The following is an 18,591-nucleotide window of genomic DNA, read 5'->3' as shown; positions in this document are numbered from 1 at the left end:
TGACATTAAATTTGCGCAGCGTCAATTGGCGCCACAGTTAGTGTCGCGAAATATCGAATCTGAGTGCATGAGACTTTGCGGAAAGCGTGGCTGTGACTTGCGCGCGCCGAAACGAGGCGCCGCTCGTCCTATGCCTCATCAATGACCAAGACCAGACAAGCAGCCTCTTGGGCATAGATAGCCGCTTGCGTCGAACCGCTGAAAGGTCTGCGCCCGCACTGCCGTTTTGGGATGCCGGCATGGGAACCGGTCAGGCGGGTTTTCCAAGCTCTTTGGTGGGCTGCGGCTGCGAGATAAAATCCACTCCTCGCCATTCGGTCCTCGCAAACGCAAATGATCGGCCAACCTGTAAATGCGTTCAAAACGCGCAACCAGCGTCTCGATCTACGCCCCTGGTGTCTTAGGGTCACAGTGGCTTGGTGATGCGACAGACGTGGCTTTAGGCGTGGTCTGGATGAAGCCGGATGAGAACTCGCAGCCAAGCGACCCGGTTGGAAGGGTGCGCACGTTCGATCCCAGCCCGCCTGCCCCCGTCGTCAGCGCAATTTCGGGGCTGTCTGATTCTCAGCATGAAGCTGCGCCGTCAATTTGGCCAAGCCGGCGAAAACTAGTGGGCTGCGCTTGCAGCTTCAGGTGGTGGGGACTGGATGATTTTGACCGGATCGGCCGTGCTCTTCTGATGGCCGGAGGCGTTGGCTTTCACCTCTTCCTTGGAAAGGTAGTCGAGCTGCTCCAGCATGACTTCGGAGACATATTCGCCGCCAAGTTTCTCGTTCATGCCGTTCTTGATCGCGTCGCGCAAGGCCTCAGGATCGAATGATTTCAGCTTGCTGATATCGACCATCTTATTGCCGACGAGCAGGGTGAAAAGCTCGTCGGTGGTCATTTCGGTAAGCGGCAGGGTCAGCCCCTTCACAGTGTCCTTGTTCATCATGAAGGACACGCGAGCGAGGAAGTAACCGGTCACCGCGCCGTCGCCGATGATCGGTACGGTGATTGTCTCGCCCTTCACAAGCTCAAGCTGGCTCTGCTTCGAATCATCTGCCGGCGGAGCCGGTGCAGTCGCCAGCTTCACGGAGAAATAGACCGAAGCAAGCGTGATGGCGCAGACCCAGATGCCTGTCAGGACGAGCTTCACCATCCGGCATCACGCGAAACGAACTGTTCCTGGGAATAGGTGCCGTCGGCATCCGCATCCTGAACGGCATTCTTCAACAGGTCGGCAACTGCACGAACGGCTTCAAGATGCGCTTCAACGCGCCGGGCGTTGAGCGTCAGCTTCTGCTTTAGCCCGTGAAGCTGTTCCAGATGCGACGCAGCAAGCTCGGCCGGGTCCGTATCACGAAAGAGCGTCGACAGCTCATAGAGGCAGCGGCTCTTGTGCGCATTCGAGACCTTGAGATCGAACTGTGGGTCGCTGCCGATCCGCGTGTTCTCGTTGTCAATGATCATTTCCAGACGGCCGAGGACCGACTTGATACGATATTCGTTCGAGATGATTTCCATTTGATCCTCGGTTATGCTTCATTATTGATCTTGGCATCCGCCGTTGGCGTGCCGAACGTCTTGCGCTGGAATTCGTCGATCATGCTGAAGGCGACCTTGCGGTCATCCTGGTCCGCAGACGCGTTCACGATCGCACCCTCCTTCTTGCGAAGCGCCTCGTTATACAGCTGCTTGGCTATGCCGACGCCGTCGCCTTCGGAGATGACGTTGCCGAGTTGCTCGGCCATCATGCCCTTCCAGATGTCACCTGTCGCGCCCTTGCCGTAGACCTGTTCGCTCTCGCTCGGCAGCATGTTCTTGATGAAATTCTGAAGCACCATGGCCTCGAACTTCCGGTAGGTTTCAGGAATCTCCTCAGTCCCGGCGCGATTCTTGACGTTGTCGAGCCCGGTCTTTTCGGTAACGCCGTCAAGCACCTTGGCAGAAAATCCATCACCGTTTTCGGCAAGGCTCGTTGCCCGAAAGGCGGCGCGGCTCGCTTTCAGTTTCTCCTGGGCCACCTGAACCTCCATCGGGTCGGCGGCTTTGACAACGTCCAGGACCAGATCACTCGGGGGTGAAATCGCCAATGTCACAATCCTCTAAATTAAGTTGCAGGGATTATGGTTTTTGAAGCTTGCTGGAGGCTGGTGTTGCAAATTTCTGATCGATGACGTCATAGACCGCGTTGTCATCGGCCTCGCGCCGTTCGCTTTCAAGGGCGTCCTTCATGCCCTCTTCCAGCCGGTCGCCCTTGGCCCGCTCGCGCTGCAGTCGCATCTCGTGCAGTTGCTGCATGCCGGTCAACTGCTTGTCCTTGGTGCTCAGCCGCTCGAACCGGTCCGCATAGCTTTGCGAAAAGGCACGATGGACCGGATCCATGGAGCCGAGCGCCAGGACGACATTGTCGATCGACTGGTTGACATCGGCACGCTGGCGGCTCGTTTCGGCAAGGTCGTACTCGGCCATCTGCTCCAGGTGCCGCTGGACTGCCACAAGCCGCCTCAGCTTTTCGGAACGGGTCTTCTGCGCCATCCGCTATCTTCCGATGAACACGCTTGGGAAAGACTGTGCATACTGGCTGATCAAGGCGGCGACAGAGAAATAGAACAAAAACAAGCCGCCAAGCAGCATGTAGGGCGTCGAGATGAAGTAAACGGGAATTTGCGGCGCCAGCTTGTTGATGAAGCCGATCGAGACGTTGAACATCATGCTGTAGATGAGGAACGGGCTTGCGAGCCGGAGCATGACGTAGGTCGTCGATTGCAGCGTATCGGTCAGCGATATCAGATTGGCGCGCATATCGGCAATGCCGCCGAAGGGCATCGTCGTGTAGGAATCGATCAGCGCCCGGAACACGATGTGATGGAAGTCCATCATGAAGAGAATCATCATTCCGGCAAAGGTGATGAAACCCGAGAGGCTCGTTTCCATCGAATCCTCGAGGACATCTGCCGCACCCGGTGAGGTGTATCCGACCATCATGGCGATGATGCTGGCGGCGAACTGGAAGCCCAACGTGTAGAGGCGCGCCAGCAAGCCGTACATGACGCCGATCAGCGATTCGCTGACGATGAGACCGATATAGGTCGTGCCGGTATTGCTGACAGCCGGATAAACCGTGTCCCAAAGGACCGGCAGCATGGCGATCGAAAGGCCGCCGGCCACGAAGACCCTCAGCAACTCCGGCACGCGCGCCGAGGAAAAGCCTGGCATTGCAAGGACACAGCCGCCGATTCGGCAGAAAACCAGGAAGAGCGCCAGAACAGTCCCTTGCGGGTCGGAAATCATGAAATAGAGCCCAAAATCTTTATCTCGATGCCCTTGGCCAGTTCGACGTGCGAAAGAACCGGAAGCGTGGCGAACAGCCGTTCGATGATCATGCGTACATAGGAGCGTGTTTCCGGCGACGTGACAAGGGCGAATGGCAGGCCGCGATCCATGAATTCACGGATAACCTTCGTTGCCTGCTCGCTGAATTCCTCAAGGCTGCGCGGATCGATGTCGAATTCGACGACCTCGCCCTTGTTGTCGCGCTTGAGTGCCTGGTGGAAGGCCATGTCCCACTTGCTGCCAAGCCGTAGGACGCGCAGCACGCCATTGTCGGCCAGGTCGCCGCAGAGCTGCTGTGCCATGCGGATGCGAACATGCTCGACGATCTGCTCGGTCTTGCGCACATGCGGCGCAAGCTCGGCCACGGCTTCCAGGATCAGGTGCAGGTTACGGATCGAGACGCGTTCGGCAAGCAGCAGCTTGAGGACCGCCTGCAGGCCCGAATAGGACATATGCGAGGTGCAGATCTCGTCCGCGAGCTTCTTGTACTCGGGATCGAGACGGTCGATCAGAACCTTCACGTCCTTGTAGGAGAGAAGCTGCGGCAAGTTGTTGCGAATGACCTCGCTCATGTGGGTGAGGACCACCGAGACGTTGTCGATCGGCTGGAAACCTTCCCGTTTCAAGTCCTCGGCAAAAGCCTCAAGAATGGAAACCGCCGGCATTCCGAAAGCCGGTTCGCGGATTTCGTCTCCTGGAATGCGCGGCTTTCGGCCGGAGCCGGTGACGACCAAGACTTCGCCGACACGCAGCGCGTTCGATGCCACCGTCGTCCCGTGAATGCGGATCTGGTAGGACTTCTCTGGAATGCCGATATCGTCGGTGACCTTGATCTCCGGAACGACGAAGCCATACTGCGTTGCAAATTTCTTGCGCATCTTGCCGACGCGGAAGGCGAGTTCCTGGTGTGCGCCAAGCAGGCGTGTCGACACCATCTTGCCGAGGGCGAGTTCGATTTCGGAGGTGCGCAGGACCGCTTTGACGGAGTCCTTTTCGAGCTCCTTGGTCTGAACGACCTTCTTCTCCTCCTGCTCGCGGCGGACCTTGTTCTCCGCTTCGATCTGCCTTGGAATGAACCACGCGCCGAAGGCCATGAGACCGCCAAGGAACAGGAAGGGGACCGTCGGCAGGCCGGGCATCAGACCCAGGACCGCCATCAGCACGGCGGAAACGGAAAGCGCGCGCGGATAACCGCTCAGCTGATTGACGACGGCCTGGTCGGTCGAGCCAATGGTGCCACCGCGCGAAACGAGAAGGCCTGCCGCCAGGGAAACGATAAGCGCCGGCATCTGGGAAACCAGGCCGTCGCCGACCGAGAGCTTGACGAAGACGTCGGCGGCTTCGGAAATCGGCATGTCATGGCGGAAATAGCCGATGATGATGCCGCCGAAAATATTGATGCAGGTAATAAGGAGGCCGGCCACCGCATCGCCGCGGACGAATTTGGAGGCACCGTCCATGGCGCCGAAGAAGGAGCTTTCCTCCTCCAACTCCTTGCGGCGGCGCTGCGCCTCCTTCTCGTCGATGATGCCCGCAGAAAGATCGGCGTCGATCGACATCTGCTTGCCGGGGATCGCATCCAGGGTAAAACGCGCGCCGACTTCGGCGATACGCGTCGCACCCTTGGTGATGACGATGAAGTTGATGGTGATCAGGATCAGGAACACGATCAGACCGATGACGAAATCGCCGGACATCACCAGGCTTGCAAAGCCTGCGATCACGCCGCCGGCGGCGTCATGCCCCTCGTTGCCATGCGAAAGGATCACGCGCGTCGTTGCGATGTTCAGCGACAGTCGCGTCATGGTCGCGATCAACAGGATGGTCGGGAAGGACGAGAATTCGAGAGGCTTTTGAATCCAGAGGGCAACCATCAGGATCAGAACGGAGAACGCGATCGAAAAAGCCAGCCCCAAGTCGATCAGAAACGGCGGAATCGGCAGGAAGAGCACGCAGATGATGACCATGATGCCGAGGGCAAAACCGACATCACGAAGGCTCGGAGCAGATTTCGGAAGGGGGAGTGCAGGTGGTTGCGCCATTTCGATTCCGTCTCTTCATGAGAGGAGGCAGGTAAAATCCTGCCCAGTACGGATCGAGAATTAACCGGCGAAGCTTGCGCGAAGGTAGCTCAGAAGCCGGACTGGATGCGCGAAAAGACCATGTCGGTGAAAATGGAGATCTGGGAACCGACGAACGGTGCGGAAATGCCGACGGTAATGAGGACGGCGACGATCTTTGGAACGAAAGTGAGCGTCGCTTCCTGAATCTGCGTCAGCGCCTGGATCAGCGCGATGACGAGACCGACGATCATGGCAGCCGCAACCGCAGGGCCGGCCGCGATCAAAACGGTCCAGATCGCCGCCTGAAAAAGGTCGAGTGCATCGGCTTCATTCATCGTCAGGCGCCTCATATCGCATTTCGGTCCGCCCGCAGAAGCCGGACCATCATGAGTTCATTGCAAACCAGATCACGACGACGTGTCTGACGTCGGCGCTTCGTCCGCGAGCGTGATTCCCGCCTGCACAAGAATACTCTTCCCATCCGTCGTCGTCGCGATAATTCCGTCGGAATACACCTTGACCGAGGCGACGGTGCCATTAACGGTGCCGTCGGCGCTGGTCATGTGCTTGCCGATATAGCTGCCGGCCTGGGTGAGGCTGGAGCTTGCAAGCAGCGTGTCCAGTTTCGTGTTCGTCTGGATCGTCTGCTCCACCTGCGAGAAGCTTGCGAGCTGCGACATCTGCTCGCTGGCGTCCATCGGATCCGTCGGATCCTGGTTCTTCATCTGCGCGATGAGCAACTGCAGGAAGTTGTCGTAGTTGAGCGTCGCCTTCTGCTGCGCAGTCTGCGTGGTCGACGTCGTGCCGACGCTGGAAACGCCGTCTACCGCCATGGTGCGATCTCCTTGCGGATTTGCTCGACCATCGCCGGGTGCATTTCCTGGTTGTTCAAGATGCCGTCTTCGGTGGGGTAAAGCGCGCGGATCGCCTTCAGTGCATCGAATGCGCGCCCCGTCGAGACGAGGCCATCGATGCGCTTCAGCTCGGCGAGAACCTCTTCGTTCTTGAAGCATGTCAGCAGCATGGTGATCGACTTGCGGAACATTGCCGTCGACTGCTCCTTGCCTTCCGGATTGATCAGGATCATCTGCGCAATGAAGTAGAGCTGGCGCAGCGGCGTCGTAGCGTCTTCCGGCTGAAGAACATGGTTTTCAAGAAGAAATGTCACATCATTCAGGAATTCCAGCGCGACCTTGCGGTCAACGCGCAAAACCGCGCCGTTGATGAAGATTCTCTCTCCGGCTTTTAGCGAAATGCGAAGTGTACTTTTCATTTAAGTCCATCCCTGATGATGGTGGTAACGTCGATAATGCCTTGGTAGTTACTCGATTGGCGTCGCCTGATCTTGTCGCATTCCTTCAAAATCCAGATTGCGATCGAAATCAGGTTGGCCCGCAGCTCGATCTGGAGCTGATTGTCGGGATGCTTGAGATCCTCGATGAAACTCACCCAAAGTCGCCGGGTGTAGAACAGTGCCTCAACCGATTCCCGGCTGTACTTTTCCTTGTCGCGCGCCAGCGAAAGCAATTCGATCGACCGGTCGAGAACTTGCCGCTCCCGCTCTTTCGCGTCGGTCACCGAGTCTTGCATGACCTCGGCATAAGAGAATTGATACATTCATGCATCCTTCTTTGTATTGCGCGCCTTTGATCATCAAAGGTAGTTCACGAGGCTCAGCTGCTGTATTTTCGATACGATCGTGTAAGCCGTTTCGAGCTGTGTCTCCAAAGTCTTGACGAGGGTGGAAGCTTCTGCCGGGTCGACACCCTGGAGGTCCACGACCTTGTTGTTGATGATGGCAGCCTGGGCGTCGAGGGCGTCGTTGGCCTTTGAGACGCGCTCCTGCGACAGGCCGAGCTGGCTTTGCTGCGTCACGAGGCCCGAGGTCGCCTGCGCCGCATAGCCGATGGCGCGCGACGAAACCGCGTCCATGGCATCAGTGCCAAGGCCCTGGTCGATCAGCGCATTCGTCATTACCGTGGCCATTGCAAGGTAGCGCATGCCGTCGGAATTGGCGTTGGTGGACGATGTGATGACTTCCGAGTTGCTGATCCGGCTCGTCATGTTCTGGTTGGAAGCCTTGGACCAGCCTGTTACCGGATCGGTCCATGCCGCAGCGCTGAACATCGGCTCCACGGTGCTGGACATGAAGGTATCGATTTCAGCCGCCGTCAAGGCGCTGACCGGCTTGGCCAGCCCGCTCGCATAAGTGTTCAGCGCAGTGACGATATCGGCTTCGACGGTCGCGCTGCGATCCGTCAGTGGCGGAACGTCCGTATTGACACCGGAAAACAGGTATTCGCCGCCGGTGATCATGTTGCCGGTGTCCATGAGCTGCGAAAGTGCCGCAGACGAGGACTGGAGGGTAACGGTGATGGCGGTCGATGCCTGGCTTCCCTTGAGCGCCGTCAGATTCTTCACCAGTGCATCGCTCGCCTTTTGCACGTCGGCCAATCCGCTCTGGGACATTTCGAGACGAAGATTGACGGTGGAGTTGCTGTCCTTGAACGAGGAGATACGATCGAGCTCTCGCGCGTAGTTCACGCTCTTGGCCGCGTCGATGCCGAGCGATACGCCGATATCGGCGTAGGTCTTGGTGGTGGCTTCAATCGAAGCCTTGACCATCTGGTTCTGCGACTGGCGGATCGTCAATCGCATGGCGTTCTGAATGGCTGAACTAGAAATAAAGGAGCTCTTCATGGCTTAACTCGCTATATCCAGCAATGACTTCAACATTTCATCGATGGCGTTCAAAATCTTCGTAGCCGCCTTGTAGGATTGTTCGATGTCGAGAAGCAGCGTCAGCTCTTCGTCCAGATTGACGCCGGTCTCATTGGAATAGGCTTCGTCGGATCGCGAAAGCGCTGCCGCCGTGTTCTCCGTGGCGCCGCTCGCGTCGCTGCGGTATTGTTCGAACCAGCCGATCGAGCTGGACGAAAAATCCATGATGCTGACGTTTGAATCGATACCCGTCGCCGAGTTGAAGCCGATGACGCCGGCGCCCGGATCGAAATCCATCTTGGCGCCCATGGCCGTGTAGAGCTTGTCGAGCTGGGCGGTGTAGCCGCCGTTGGCAGCGGTATTCTGATTGAACGTGGCGCCGTTGATCGAACCGTCGCGCAGCTTCATCGGATCGCCGCCCAGCGAGGTCACCACCGCCGGATTGACCGTGATGGAACCTGCAATGCCGTCGATGATCGCAGCTGTCGTCGGCGTTGCGCCCGCAAGCCCGCTCGGCAGCGTCCAGGTAAACAGACCCGGCAGCGTGCTGGTTCCGGCCGTGTTCGTTTCCGAAAACAACGCAACGAGGCCCTTGGCGATTTCGTCGAGCTGGGATTGGAATGTCGGCGCGACGTCGTCACGAAGCTGGAGAAGCGCCTGGAGACTGCCCTGCGCCGACGTCGTGCCGCCCGAACCCTTGCCGAGCGCCACGCCATCGATGTAGACGCCATTGCCGTCGGTGGATGCGCCGTAGCTTTGGGTCGGCTTGAACGTCACCGTGCGCGCAATGGTCTCAAAGAGCGTCACCCCGTCCGAGGTAAAAAGCACCATGTCGTTGTTGTCGCGGGAAACGGTCGTCACTCCCACGATGCCGGAAATCTGCTTGAGCAAGGCGTCGCGCTGGTCGAGCGCTTGCGACGGATCGGCACCGGAAGACGTGGCAGACTTGACGGCGTTGTTTGCGGTTTCGAATTGCGCAAGCAGCTCATTCAGCTCCTCGACGGAATTTGCAATCGATTTGTCCGCATTCATGCGCACCTGCTGGACAGCATTGGTCGCATTGTTCAGCGAGTTTACGACGTCCTGCGCCGCCGTGATGGCGCCCTGGCCGGCGATCGTGCTGTTCGGTGCGGCTCTGAACGCGCTGAGCTTGTCACGAAAGACCGCAAGATAGGTGGAGGGCGCCGTCTCGTAATCGTTGCCGCCGATGACGGACTTGATGTCTTCCAAGCCGTTCAAGAGCGTTTGCTGGGCACTGTCCTGAGAATTGCTCTTCAGGTACTGGCGCAGGAGAGCATCCTCCTGCGCACGATTGATCTTGACCACCTGCGCGCCGTTCAACGAGGTGGTGAGCATCGCCTGCCGACGCACGTAATCCTTATTGCCGGCATTGGCGATATTGTTCGATACGACGCTGCTTTGTGCGCCTGTATTGTTGAATATGCCCTGTGCCGTGTTAAGTGCGGAAGTGAGCGACATGGCTTAGCCGTTACCTTACTTATCTCTTGAGATTGACGAGGACGTCCATCAAGTCCGAACCCGTCTGAAACACTTTCGAGTTTGCCGTGTAGCTGCGCTGCGACTCGATCATTTCCGTGAGCTCGCCTGCCATATCGACGTTCGAACCTTCAAGCGCGCCCGATTGGATCTTGCCGAAGCCACTCGTCTGCGGGAAGCCGGTGACGGTGACGCCGGACCTGCCGTTGGCGGAGTAGACGTTGCCGGACATCAGCGTCAGCAGATCGGGGCTCGGCACGTTTGCGAGCGGGATCTGGAAGACAGGCTTGGTGCTGCCGTCGTCGTACTTCGAATACACCACACCATCGGCGTCGATCGTGATATCGACCGGCGAGTTCGCGCCCTGACCATCGACGTTGCCAGTACCGGACCAACTGTCGCCGACCTGCGAGAGATCGAGGCTCATATTGATGGTGAGACCCGTCACCGGATCGATGATATCCGTGGTGCCGGTATGCGTTGCATCCGTCAGCATCTGCCCGGAGCTGTCGAAATATACCCGCTTCACGTCAACGGCGGCTGAAGAGTACGGGAAGGAGCTAGTGCCAGTCGCGGCCTTGTCAGCATTGCGGAATACCGCCATTTCCCATTCGTAGGCGGTGCCGGTCGGCGGCAGCGGCGCCACGGCCGTTACCGGAACCTTCGTGAAGTAGATGTCGTACATCACCTTGCTGCCGAGCTTGTCATAGGTGACGATCGAATATTTCTGGGTATCGGATGTGGCCGTTGCGCCGTTTGCGCTCGGCAGGTCTGCCGCGGTGGTTTCGATGGGCGAAGAAGGCTTGAGGTTGCCCGTCCACGTACCATTCGCCGTCGGCACGGCTTCCAGTTTCTGGTCGCCGAGGACATTGATCGGAACAAGGCCGTCGAAGCCGTTGACGACGACGGCCGGAGCGGACGAACCATAGGGATAGCCCATCAGCGTGAAACCTGCGGAGTTGACGAGATTGCCTTCGTCGTCCTTCGTGAAGTCACCGGCGCGGGTCAGGACCGGCGTGCCGTCGGCGCCCTGCACGATGAAGAAGCCGTCGCCGGAAATGGCAAGGTCGTAGCCCGAAGTCGTGTAGGAGATGTCGCCCTGGTCGGAAACAGCCTGACGGATCGACGTCTGCACACCACCGGAATTGTAGTTGCCAGCCGTGGACGGCAGCACGAGGGAGGAGAAGGCCGTCGAGACAGCCTTGTAGCCGGTGGTATTTGCATTCGCGATGTTGTCGGCAACGGTGCTCAGGCGGTTTGCCTGTGCGTTCATCCCCGACACTGCCGTCTTCATGCTGCCAAATATGCTCATCTGAAAACCTCGTTTTCCTTGATAGCTTGGAGAGTATTTGGCGGGCCTTGCGTGAAGCTGTCTGTCTAAAGCGGAGCTGCCTGATCGAAATGTTGAAAGGCACGTTTCCGCGGGCCAGGCCCGCCGCTGAAAATCAGTTCCAGTCGATGCAGTAGCCGAGAAAGCGCTTCGAATCGACCGGGTCGACGCCGAGCTTCTTGCGCAACTTCTTGCGCAGCTTGGAGATATGGCTTTCCACGACATTTTCTTCGACTTCCTCGTCGAAGATGCCGTAGATGGCATTGAAGATCTGGGTCTTGGTGACGCGGCGGCCGCGGTTGGCGATCAGGTATTCCAGAATGCGGCGTTCGCGGCGGGGAAGCGCAAAGACTTCACCGTTGATTTCCGGATCGCGGCCGTCCGAGAAGACGCGGATCGCGCCGATATCGGTGTGGGTCGAAATCGCCTTCAGGCGGCGGCGGATCGCAGCAGCCCGCGCCAGGATTTCACGTGGGTGCACGGGCTTGCGGACGACGTCGTCGACGCCGCAATCAAAAAGTGCAAGGGTGTTTTCGAGCGACGGCTGGTCGCTGACCGCGATCACCGGCGCCTGGGAGCGATCCCGGATCGCCCGCGGCAGCTCGAGAGCCTGCCGGCCCTGGCCGATCAGGAAGGCCTCGACAGCCGCGATATCGGAATCGGCCGCCGTTTGCACCCACTCGCCGAATTCACCTGGATCAAAGCCGGTCGAGGGAATGCCCTCCCGGCCAAACAGTGATGTATAACCATCTTTCACGAGCTCACGCTCATCAACCACTACGATCATTCGTCCGCCTCCGAATCAGTGTGGCACCTCGATGATCTATGGGTACGAATCGCACGAATCTGGGACAAGCTGCTGGAACTAAATGGCAGGAATTAATAGTTGATTAAGAACTGGGTCCCGATTTGCTCTATATCTAGTATGCCTTGTCAGTTATGCACACAAAAATTTCGTGGAAAAGTTAACGAAAGGTAAATCAGGTCTTGTGGACCCAACTTTCGGCCAATTCCTGCCACATTATGGCACGATTCCGTTTTGTTCCGGATTTTCAATTTTTGCTTGTATCAGTTCTGGCAGAAGTTGCTCGCATTGGGAGTCCACTTGCCATAGCCGGTAGCGACGAGATTGGCGATCACGCGGCAGACATAACGCTTCTGCGCAGGATCGTTGTTCGGCCCGGCATGGTATCGTGCTACCGCCATCGTCCATGTTTCATGCCGATGGTGAAGATTGCGAAGGAACTTGGCCGCATATTCGACATTGCGGTGCGGGTCGAACATGGCTTCCGCCGAGCTGAAATTCTCGCCATGAAAGTAATGGTTGATCTGCATGCAGCCGATGTCGATGAGCTTGGCGCCGTTTTTTCGCGCCGAATGGAACTGCCTCATGGCGTCCAGCTCGGTGGGCGGGAAGACTGCCTTGCCTTCTATGTTGAGCGCAAAAGGATTGAGCGAACCCTTGCGGCCGGTTTCCGTGAGCCCCACGGAATAGAGAATGCCTTCCGGTATGGCGTATTTGGAAGCAGCTGACTGGATTTCCCTTTCGCAGGCACCGCCGGAGGCGCGCGCCTCACAGGTAAACGCTGCCAGAAGCGCCGCCGCCAGCGGCACCAGAAGCAACATCTTCACCATTGGTCTCCCCTGCCCCATTAAGGCCTCCATTGCCGCGCTGCGCCGTCTGGGCGTTGCGCTCGCGCGCTTCGCCACCCTGCCCTTGCTGCAGGGATTGTTGCTGGGAAGACTGCTCTTGGGCATTTGCCTGGTTCCCCGCGTCGGGCCTTTCTACCGGCGCCATGCTGATCGTGACGTTGTCGATGGCATAGCCCTGGCTGCGAAGAACCTCGATGATCTTGCCGTGATCTTCCTTGAGCTGCCGATAGGCCGCACCGGTTTCAACCTTCAGGTCGACGTTCAGGGCATCGCCGGAAAGGCGCATCGTTGCCGTCACGAGACCGAGGTCGATCGGCGACATCTGAATCTTCAGCGTGTTGACGACCTTCCCGGTGCTCGTCCATTCGGCCGCGTTCGACAATGCCGAACTCGGCTGCATCGCACCCGTCCACTCGTTGTCGCCAAGGATTGCCGCGGTCACGGATGCGGAATTCTGCGCAAGGCCGATATAGCGGCGTGAATCGAGAACGGTGACGTTTTCGATATCGCTCTTTGCCTTGGCGCCGGACGCGTCCTGATCAGCACCGATACGGATGTCCATGGACTCCCCGCGCCCGTCCGCACGGCTCAAACGGAAGGTCTTTGCCTCAAGATTGGCTGGGCCGTCTACCGCCGGCATCTGCGCGTCGCTGGCGCTGATCGCCGCCAGCGCATCGGCCGCAGTCGCAATTGCCGTGCCACGGCCGGGATCGCTTTCCTTACCGGCCATATCGTCTTTTTCATCCACGTGGCCTGCAGCCAGGAGTGACACCGGCATCACCGTGCCCGTCGCCTCCTTGTTCAAAAGACCGAGTGCATCGGAGACGGACGTCGCATCCGACGGAGGGACTTCATCGGCTCCGGTCTTGTTCTCCAAGGTCTTTGCCGATTTTCCGTCTTTTGCGGCATGTGCATCTTCGGCGACCTCGCGGGCGTCTTCCTTGACGTCGAATTCTACCGAAGCGGCATCGACGCGGCCTTTCATCTGATCCTTGCCGGATTTGCCCGTGATGATCGCAACCTTCTCCGGCTGCGTTGCGGCCTGTTGTTTCAAGGATGCATCGCGAAGAGCCATCAACGGCTTGCTGCGCGCACGATCGCGCAAATCAAGAACGACACGGCCGGCAGCGCCCTCGTCGACGGCTGTTTGGGCATCGTCGGCCGAAGCGGCTGCGGCAGGCGCGCCGCCGGTGGTGCTTTGCGCACCGTTTCCTGCCTTCGAGAGCACGTCCGAAAAGCCGCCATTGGCAGCCTCGCCGCCCTTGGCTGCCGGACCATTGCCTCTGGCGGCTGGCGCGGCTTCGGTTGCGGCCGCTCCCCCCGTTAGGTTCATGTCGATCATTTCAATTGCTCTCTTGGCTCAAGAGACCGTCGATTTCGTCGAGTTTCGAACGGCTCGTCGTCACAAAGGATTTGAATGACGGGTCAGCCTCCTGCTCTGCACCGTCCCCCAAAAGCGCCGGCGCCGCCCCATCTTCAGCAGGCTCGGAGGGCGCCGTGATCTCTACGGGCTGGGATCCGTCGGCCGTCGATACGGCTGCCTGTTCAGAAGTGATTTCTTCATTAGCAGGTTTAGAACCGGACGCTTGTGTCAGGCTTGCCGGATCCGGCGGCTGCAGCACCTGTTCGGCGATGGATTTGGCTGCAGCGCGTAATGCGCGGTCGCGCGGGGAGAGCTCGCTGTCTGCAACGCTGCTGATGCTCTTTGCGGCCGCACCCACGTCGGGCGTGGAGACAGAGGCCATGTTGCCGTAGAAATCGGCAAGCATGCCGAGCGCATTGTTCGGTTCACCGGCAAGCGATTGGGCATATCCGGCCGCCGTCCTTGCAAGCTCCGCCTTGCCGGCAATACCGGCGGCTCGCGCAATGCGCAGATACACCTCGCGGCGCCGCGGTTCGTCCATGAAGGAGAGGATGCTGACGATATCTTCCGTCTTCAAATGGTCGTGGTCGACGATCAGCTTGACGAAAAGATCCGCGAACTGGCTCGCATAGGGCGAGTGGAGGAACCGCCGCACATAGCGCTGCGAATAGGCAAGCCCCTTGTCAAGGAGACCCGCCTCGACGCAGATCGCCACCGAGCGGCGCAGGGCGGCTTCTTCGACAATCGTCCCCGGCGCCGAAAGCCGCGCCTGATCATAGAGCTTGAGCGCTTCGTCCGGGCTTCGCGCCACCATGACGTTGCCGCCGACAAGCGCGAGATAGGGACCGATCTTCTTGTCGCGGTACTCATTTGCGGTATCGACCAGTGTCTTTGCAACGAGCAGGCCCTTGCCGCTCAGGTACTTGCGCAGGACATCGGTTACGCGATTGTCGAAATAACCGTTCACGTCCCTGGCAATCAGGTATTCGAGAGTGGCCGGATTGCCGCCGCTCATGGCATAGACGAGTGCGGCATCGACGTTGCGGTCGTCATCGAAGACTGAGGCATCCCCATTGCGCAGGCGCTGATCGATCGTGCCGAGCATGAAGCGCTGCATCTCGGCCGCCGAATGATCGCCGAGGGCGACCGAGTCCTGTACGAACTGCAGCGAACGCAACATCTTGTACGGCGCCAGGTTCGCCTGATCCTCATCTGCAGCGACGGTTGGCGAAGCGATCGCCAATCCGAGAGCCAGGAGAAGATGCCGGTGCTGCGGGCGCGCCATGAGACTATCCCCGATCCGTTTGAACCAGGATTTCGATGCGGCGGTTGGCGGCGTTGAAGGGATCGTCGGGCAGCTTCAGCCTCCGATCGGCAAAGCCGGAAACCTGAGCGACGCGCTTTTCGTCCACCCCGCCGCGAACGAGCATGTAATAGGCCGCCTGCGCACGATCCATGGAAAGACGCCAGTTCTCATTGTCGGCACCCTTGAACTGACGGCCGTCCGTATGGCCGCGAATGACGACTGCCCCCTGACGGCTCTTCAGGATTTCGCCGATCTTTTCCATCGCCAGCACCATTTCCTTACGCGGAACGGCCGAGCCGATATTGAACATGGAATTGTCGTCCTGGTCGGCCAGGCTGACCAGCAGGCCGCCTTCTGCTGCAGTGACGGTCAAACCTTCCGCAAGCTTGCCCGCAAATGTGCTGATCTGCCGGGCGATCTCCTGCTGCAGCTCCTCGGCCTGTTTGTCTTCGTCGGCGGGCACCGGTGCATCGGCAGGCTGCTGTTGGCCGTGCTTTTGCGCCTTGGCTGCGGCTTCACCCGATTTTTCCGGCAAGATCGCGCCCTTGTCCTGCGCTTCGCCTGCGGCGGCGGACGCTGGATCCGCGGTTGCGGGCTTGAGAGCCTCTGCCTTGGCCAGTGCCGTCGCATCGGGCTTCTGTTCGGGGTCGGCCTGGTCGGCTGCTGCCTGTTCGACCTTGTCGGCTTGCGTGACCTCGACCTGTTTCGTCCAGAAATCCGGATCGAACGGATCGCGATACGCCTGGCCGCCGTCAGCTCCGGTCGCGGGGCCCGAATCGCTTGCTCCGCCCTCGCCCTTGGCGCTGACATTTGCCTGCTGGCCGACTTCCTGGGCGATTTCGGCGAGTACCGAATAGGGGTTCTCGAAGAAATCGGCTTCGGAGTAATTCTTCTGGTCGCCCGAAGTCGACGTCTGATCGTCACCATTGGCGGCAGATGCGCCCTTGGTGGGTTCTTCTTCCTCTACCTTGGACCTGTCCTGCTTGCGATCGCCATCGGCCTGGTCGACGGGCTTCTTCAAGCCCTTCTCGGTGGGCTTCTCATCGGCAAGTTTGATCGGGTTGAAATAGGTGGCGACGGAAGCCTTGGTCTCCTCGTTGGCCGCATTGACCAGCCACATGACGAGGAAGAACGCCATCATTGCGGTCATGAAGTCGGCATAGGCGATTTTCCAGGCGCCGCCATGGGCGCCGTCATGATCGCCGCCGCCATGCCGCTTGACGATGATGACTTCATTCCTGCCGTGGTGATGGTTTTCGCTTTCACTCATTCAAGAACCTTCTTCAGGCTGGCAGACCAGGCGGAAATGCGCGTAATCAGGACGGAATCACCGACTTCAACGGAGAGATCGGCGTCTTCGAATTCCTGATGATGCAGCAGATCCCGCCTTTCACCCATTTCGGCCTTCAGCAACTCGAAAAGCCGCGACGGGCCCCTGACCGTCACCGAACCTGCTGCGCCTTCCAGGATCGCTTCGCGTAGCATGGCTGCGAGACTTGAGACCGCCTGGACGGCAAGCGCCTCCGTCAGCATCGGCGCAATCGCTTTCGCGGTTGCCGCACTTACGAGGTTTGCGACCTCCACCCCGATCTGATCGAGGCGGCGTGCAATCACCGCTGCCGTCTCTTCTTGATACCTTGCCGTCAGTTCTTCGATCTCGCGCTGGTGCACAAGCGAGACCGTCTGCGCCTCCAACTCGTACCTCTCGGTCAGCTCGGCCGTGGCTGCGGCATAGCCTTCGCCATAGGCCTCGCGACGCTCGGCTCCGACATCGACCGCAGGTTCTTGCGGGATGTTCGCAAAACCGCCGAAGTCGTCGTCGACCAAGTTGTCCGCGTCGACGACCTGTGCGGCAGGTTTCGTCTCACCGAAGTCCTTCAAATACCGGGAAAGCATAGCGCTCATTGAAACCCCCCGGCATCTGCAATCAATTTCGACATGCGCGTCCTGCCTTGCACGAACCAAACCCTTACGCCGGCAACGGACGCGAAGACATTCTTCAGCCTCCGCACGGCTCAAACAGCGTTTCTTCTTCAGACTAGAAACCCAAACTTGTGCGAGGATGAATGGCAGGCTCCGCGCATGCCTTTCGGGCCGACACTACTCGAGCAGGATCAGGACCTTGCTTGCGGACGTATTCATGACGGAAAGTGCTTCGGTTGCCATATCACGCGCTGTTTGAGCTGCGGACAGGCGAACCGAAGCTTCGTCCATATCGGTATCGACAAGGGCGCCTATGCTCCTCTTCAGCGACGTCGAAAGCGTGGCGACGAAATCCTGCCTGTCTTCGATGCGGGAATTCATCGTGCCAAGGCCCGCGGCGGTCGCATTGAGGCTGGAAATAATATTGTCCAATACCGTCAGCATGTCCTGCAGGTCCTGCGACGTCGAGCTTGTAGAGATCGACATTTCGGAACCAACCGCCGACGTCGTCGAACCCGCATCGAGCAAGTAGTAATTGCGGGCAGGCATTGCGTCCGGATCGGCGTTGATCGATTTCGTCAGTAGCCCGCGGCTGGCGTTGTTCGTGTCGATCATGATCGTGTTGGCTGCCGGGTAAGTGATGTTCTGCGGGTAGTATTCACCGTTCGGACCGCGGACGAATCCGCCGATGACCGACCGTTGCACGGGTGCCGTCGCATCTCGGTTCAACAGCCAGTTCTCGCCGGAAAAATTGACGGAATTCACGGCACTTTCCAGTTGTGCCTTATACTGCTCCATCGTGACGCTGAGCTTGTCTCGATCATTGGCGGGGTCGCTCGCCGATACGACGGTTTTGCGTATCTCCGAGACCACATCGATCAGCGAAGTTATCGCCGTGTAGGCGGTATCGACCTTCGCGGCACCGAGACCAAGCGCATCGCCGACCGTCCTCAACGCATTTTCGTCCGACCGCAGCGTCGTTGCGGAAGCCCATGAGGAGGCATTGTCTGCCGCAGTCTCGACGCGCAGCTCCGACGATACCTGCCGCTGAACGGTGTCGGCTTCCTTGCTAACGCCGCGAAGAACAGTGAGCACGTTCAACGCGCCTACGTCTGTGATCGTGTAGGCCATCGATTAATCCCTGAACTAGTATGAATGGGACAGGCCGGATTGCCGGCAGCGACTTAACTGGCTTCATGCCGCCGGCTGGTCCCTCCAGGCCGGTACGTCGCAAACAAATCAACTTACAATGAGGTTAACCCGACATTAACCTCGCCGGCAAGAGGTTGATCGCATTGGCCGAACGCAACGGCAAGCTTGACGCAAGCTCTTGATTTCCAAAACCGAAATCGCGCCATAGTGGCGCGATTTGCTGTCTGTCGATGGAAGCTGACACGCGCTGCTTCACCAGGATCAG

At 58.9% G+C, this 18,591-nt stretch carries 20 protein-coding genes; all 20 read right to left on the bottom strand.

The genetic code is table 11. The features are described 5' to 3' along the window. Nucleotides 1-607: 607 nt before the first annotated feature. Nucleotides 608-1,141 carry a flagellar basal body-associated FliL family protein gene (locus AM571_RS03675; protein ID WP_074060234.1) on the bottom strand — a complete coding sequence of 178 codons (534 nt, stop codon included), beginning with the start codon at nt 1,139-1,141 and terminating at the stop codon, nt 608-610. Beyond that, nucleotides 1,135-1,506 (bottom strand): hypothetical protein, encoded by a 372-nt coding sequence (locus AM571_RS03670; RefSeq protein ID WP_074060233.1) that lies wholly within the window; start codon nt 1,504-1,506, stop codon nt 1,135-1,137. The genes AM571_RS03675 and AM571_RS03670 overlap by 7 nt, the downstream gene beginning before the upstream one ends. 11 nt (nt 1,507-1,517) lie before the next feature. Then, nucleotides 1,518-2,075, bottom strand: a complete 558-nt coding sequence (locus tag AM571_RS03665; RefSeq protein WP_074060232.1) for a rod-binding protein — start codon at nt 2,073-2,075, stop codon at nt 1,518-1,520. A 31-nt stretch (nt 2,076-2,106) separates the two neighbouring features. Continuing rightward, nucleotides 2,107-2,520: a hypothetical protein gene (locus AM571_RS03660; protein ID WP_074060231.1), complete on the bottom strand. Its 414-nt coding sequence runs from the start codon at nt 2,518-2,520 to the stop codon at nt 2,107-2,109. Nucleotides 2,521-2,523: 3 nt separating this feature from the next. Then, on the bottom strand, nt 2,524-3,276 hold the full coding sequence (locus tag AM571_RS03655) for a flagellar biosynthetic protein FliR (RefSeq protein WP_074060230.1): 753 nt from the start codon (nt 3,274-3,276) through the stop codon (nt 2,524-2,526). Continuing rightward, nucleotides 3,273-5,360: a flagellar biosynthesis protein FlhA gene (gene flhA, locus AM571_RS03650; protein ID WP_074060229.1), complete on the bottom strand. Its 2,088-nt coding sequence runs from the start codon at nt 5,358-5,360 to the stop codon at nt 3,273-3,275. The genes AM571_RS03655 and flhA overlap by 4 nt, the downstream gene beginning before the upstream one ends. A gap of 89 nt (nt 5,361-5,449) precedes the next feature. Next, entirely contained in the window at nt 5,450-5,716 is a 267-nt protein-coding gene (gene fliQ, locus AM571_RS03645; RefSeq protein ID WP_022717183.1) for a flagellar biosynthesis protein FliQ, read from the bottom strand. Between the two features lie 72 nt (nt 5,717-5,788). Then, nucleotides 5,789-6,214, bottom strand: coding sequence for a flagellar hook assembly protein FlgD (flgD, locus tag AM571_RS03640; protein ID WP_074060228.1), 426 nt, complete (start codon nt 6,212-6,214; stop codon nt 5,789-5,791). Next, nucleotides 6,205-6,654 carry a flagellar biosynthesis repressor FlbT gene (gene flbT / locus AM571_RS03635; protein ID WP_022717181.1) on the bottom strand — a complete coding sequence of 150 codons (450 nt, stop codon included), beginning with the start codon at nt 6,652-6,654 and terminating at the stop codon, nt 6,205-6,207. The genes flgD and flbT overlap by 10 nt, the downstream gene beginning before the upstream one ends. Continuing rightward, the gene (gene flaF / locus AM571_RS03630; protein WP_074060227.1) at nt 6,651-6,998 is read right to left on the bottom strand and encodes a flagellar biosynthesis regulator FlaF; all 348 of its coding nucleotides are present in this window, start codon (nt 6,996-6,998) and stop codon (nt 6,651-6,653) included. The genes flbT and flaF overlap by 4 nt, the downstream gene beginning before the upstream one ends. 36 nt (nt 6,999-7,034) lie before the next feature. Next, a complete protein-coding gene (locus AM571_RS03625) occupies nt 7,035-8,081 on the bottom strand; it encodes a flagellar hook-associated family protein (RefSeq protein ID WP_074060226.1) in 1,047 nt (348 codons plus the stop codon). 3 nt (nt 8,082-8,084) lie between these two features. Beyond that, the gene (flgK, locus tag AM571_RS03620; RefSeq protein WP_074060225.1) at nt 8,085-9,581 is read right to left on the bottom strand and encodes a flagellar hook-associated protein FlgK; all 1,497 of its coding nucleotides are present in this window, start codon (nt 9,579-9,581) and stop codon (nt 8,085-8,087) included. 19 nt (nt 9,582-9,600) lie between these two features. Continuing rightward, nucleotides 9,601-10,911 carry a flagellar hook protein FlgE gene (locus tag AM571_RS03615; RefSeq protein WP_074060224.1) on the bottom strand — a complete coding sequence of 437 codons (1,311 nt, stop codon included), beginning with the start codon at nt 10,909-10,911 and terminating at the stop codon, nt 9,601-9,603. A 133-nt stretch (nt 10,912-11,044) separates the two neighbouring features. Continuing rightward, a complete protein-coding gene (rem, locus tag AM571_RS03610) occupies nt 11,045-11,716 on the bottom strand; it encodes a transcriptional activator Rem (protein ID WP_074060223.1) in 672 nt (223 codons plus the stop codon). A gap of 281 nt (nt 11,717-11,997) precedes the next feature. Then, a complete protein-coding gene (locus tag AM571_RS03605) occupies nt 11,998-12,555 on the bottom strand; it encodes a lytic transglycosylase domain-containing protein (protein WP_074060222.1) in 558 nt (185 codons plus the stop codon). After that, nucleotides 12,503-13,924 (bottom strand): flagellar hook-length control protein FliK, encoded by a 1,422-nt coding sequence (locus AM571_RS03600; RefSeq protein WP_074060221.1) that lies wholly within the window; start codon nt 13,922-13,924, stop codon nt 12,503-12,505. Before AM571_RS03600 ends, AM571_RS03605 begins: the two co-directional genes overlap by 53 nt. Before the next feature lies 1 nt (nt 13,925). Continuing rightward, on the bottom strand, nt 13,926-15,230 hold the full coding sequence (gene motC, locus AM571_RS03595) for a chemotaxis protein MotC (protein ID WP_074060220.1): 1,305 nt from the start codon (nt 15,228-15,230) through the stop codon (nt 13,926-13,928). A 4-nt stretch (nt 15,231-15,234) separates the two neighbouring features. After that, entirely contained in the window at nt 15,235-16,521 is a 1,287-nt protein-coding gene (locus AM571_RS03590) for a MotB family protein (RefSeq protein ID WP_074060219.1), read from the bottom strand. Then, nucleotides 16,518-17,156 (bottom strand): hypothetical protein, encoded by a 639-nt coding sequence (locus AM571_RS03585; RefSeq protein ID WP_074060218.1) that lies wholly within the window; start codon nt 17,154-17,156, stop codon nt 16,518-16,520. Before AM571_RS03585 ends, AM571_RS03590 begins: the two co-directional genes overlap by 4 nt. 195 nt (nt 17,157-17,351) lie before the next feature. Then, entirely contained in the window at nt 17,352-18,305 is a 954-nt protein-coding gene (locus tag AM571_RS03580) for a flagellin (protein WP_074060217.1), read from the bottom strand. Nucleotides 18,306-18,591 lie beyond the last annotated feature (286 nt).

It is taken from the genome of Rhizobium etli 8C-3 (assembly GCF_001908375.1).
Lineage (GTDB): Bacteria > Pseudomonadota > Alphaproteobacteria > Rhizobiales > Rhizobiaceae > Rhizobium > Rhizobium etli_B.
Note: the sequence above shows the minus strand (reverse complement) of the source record. Positions and strands in the feature narration are given on the sequence as shown.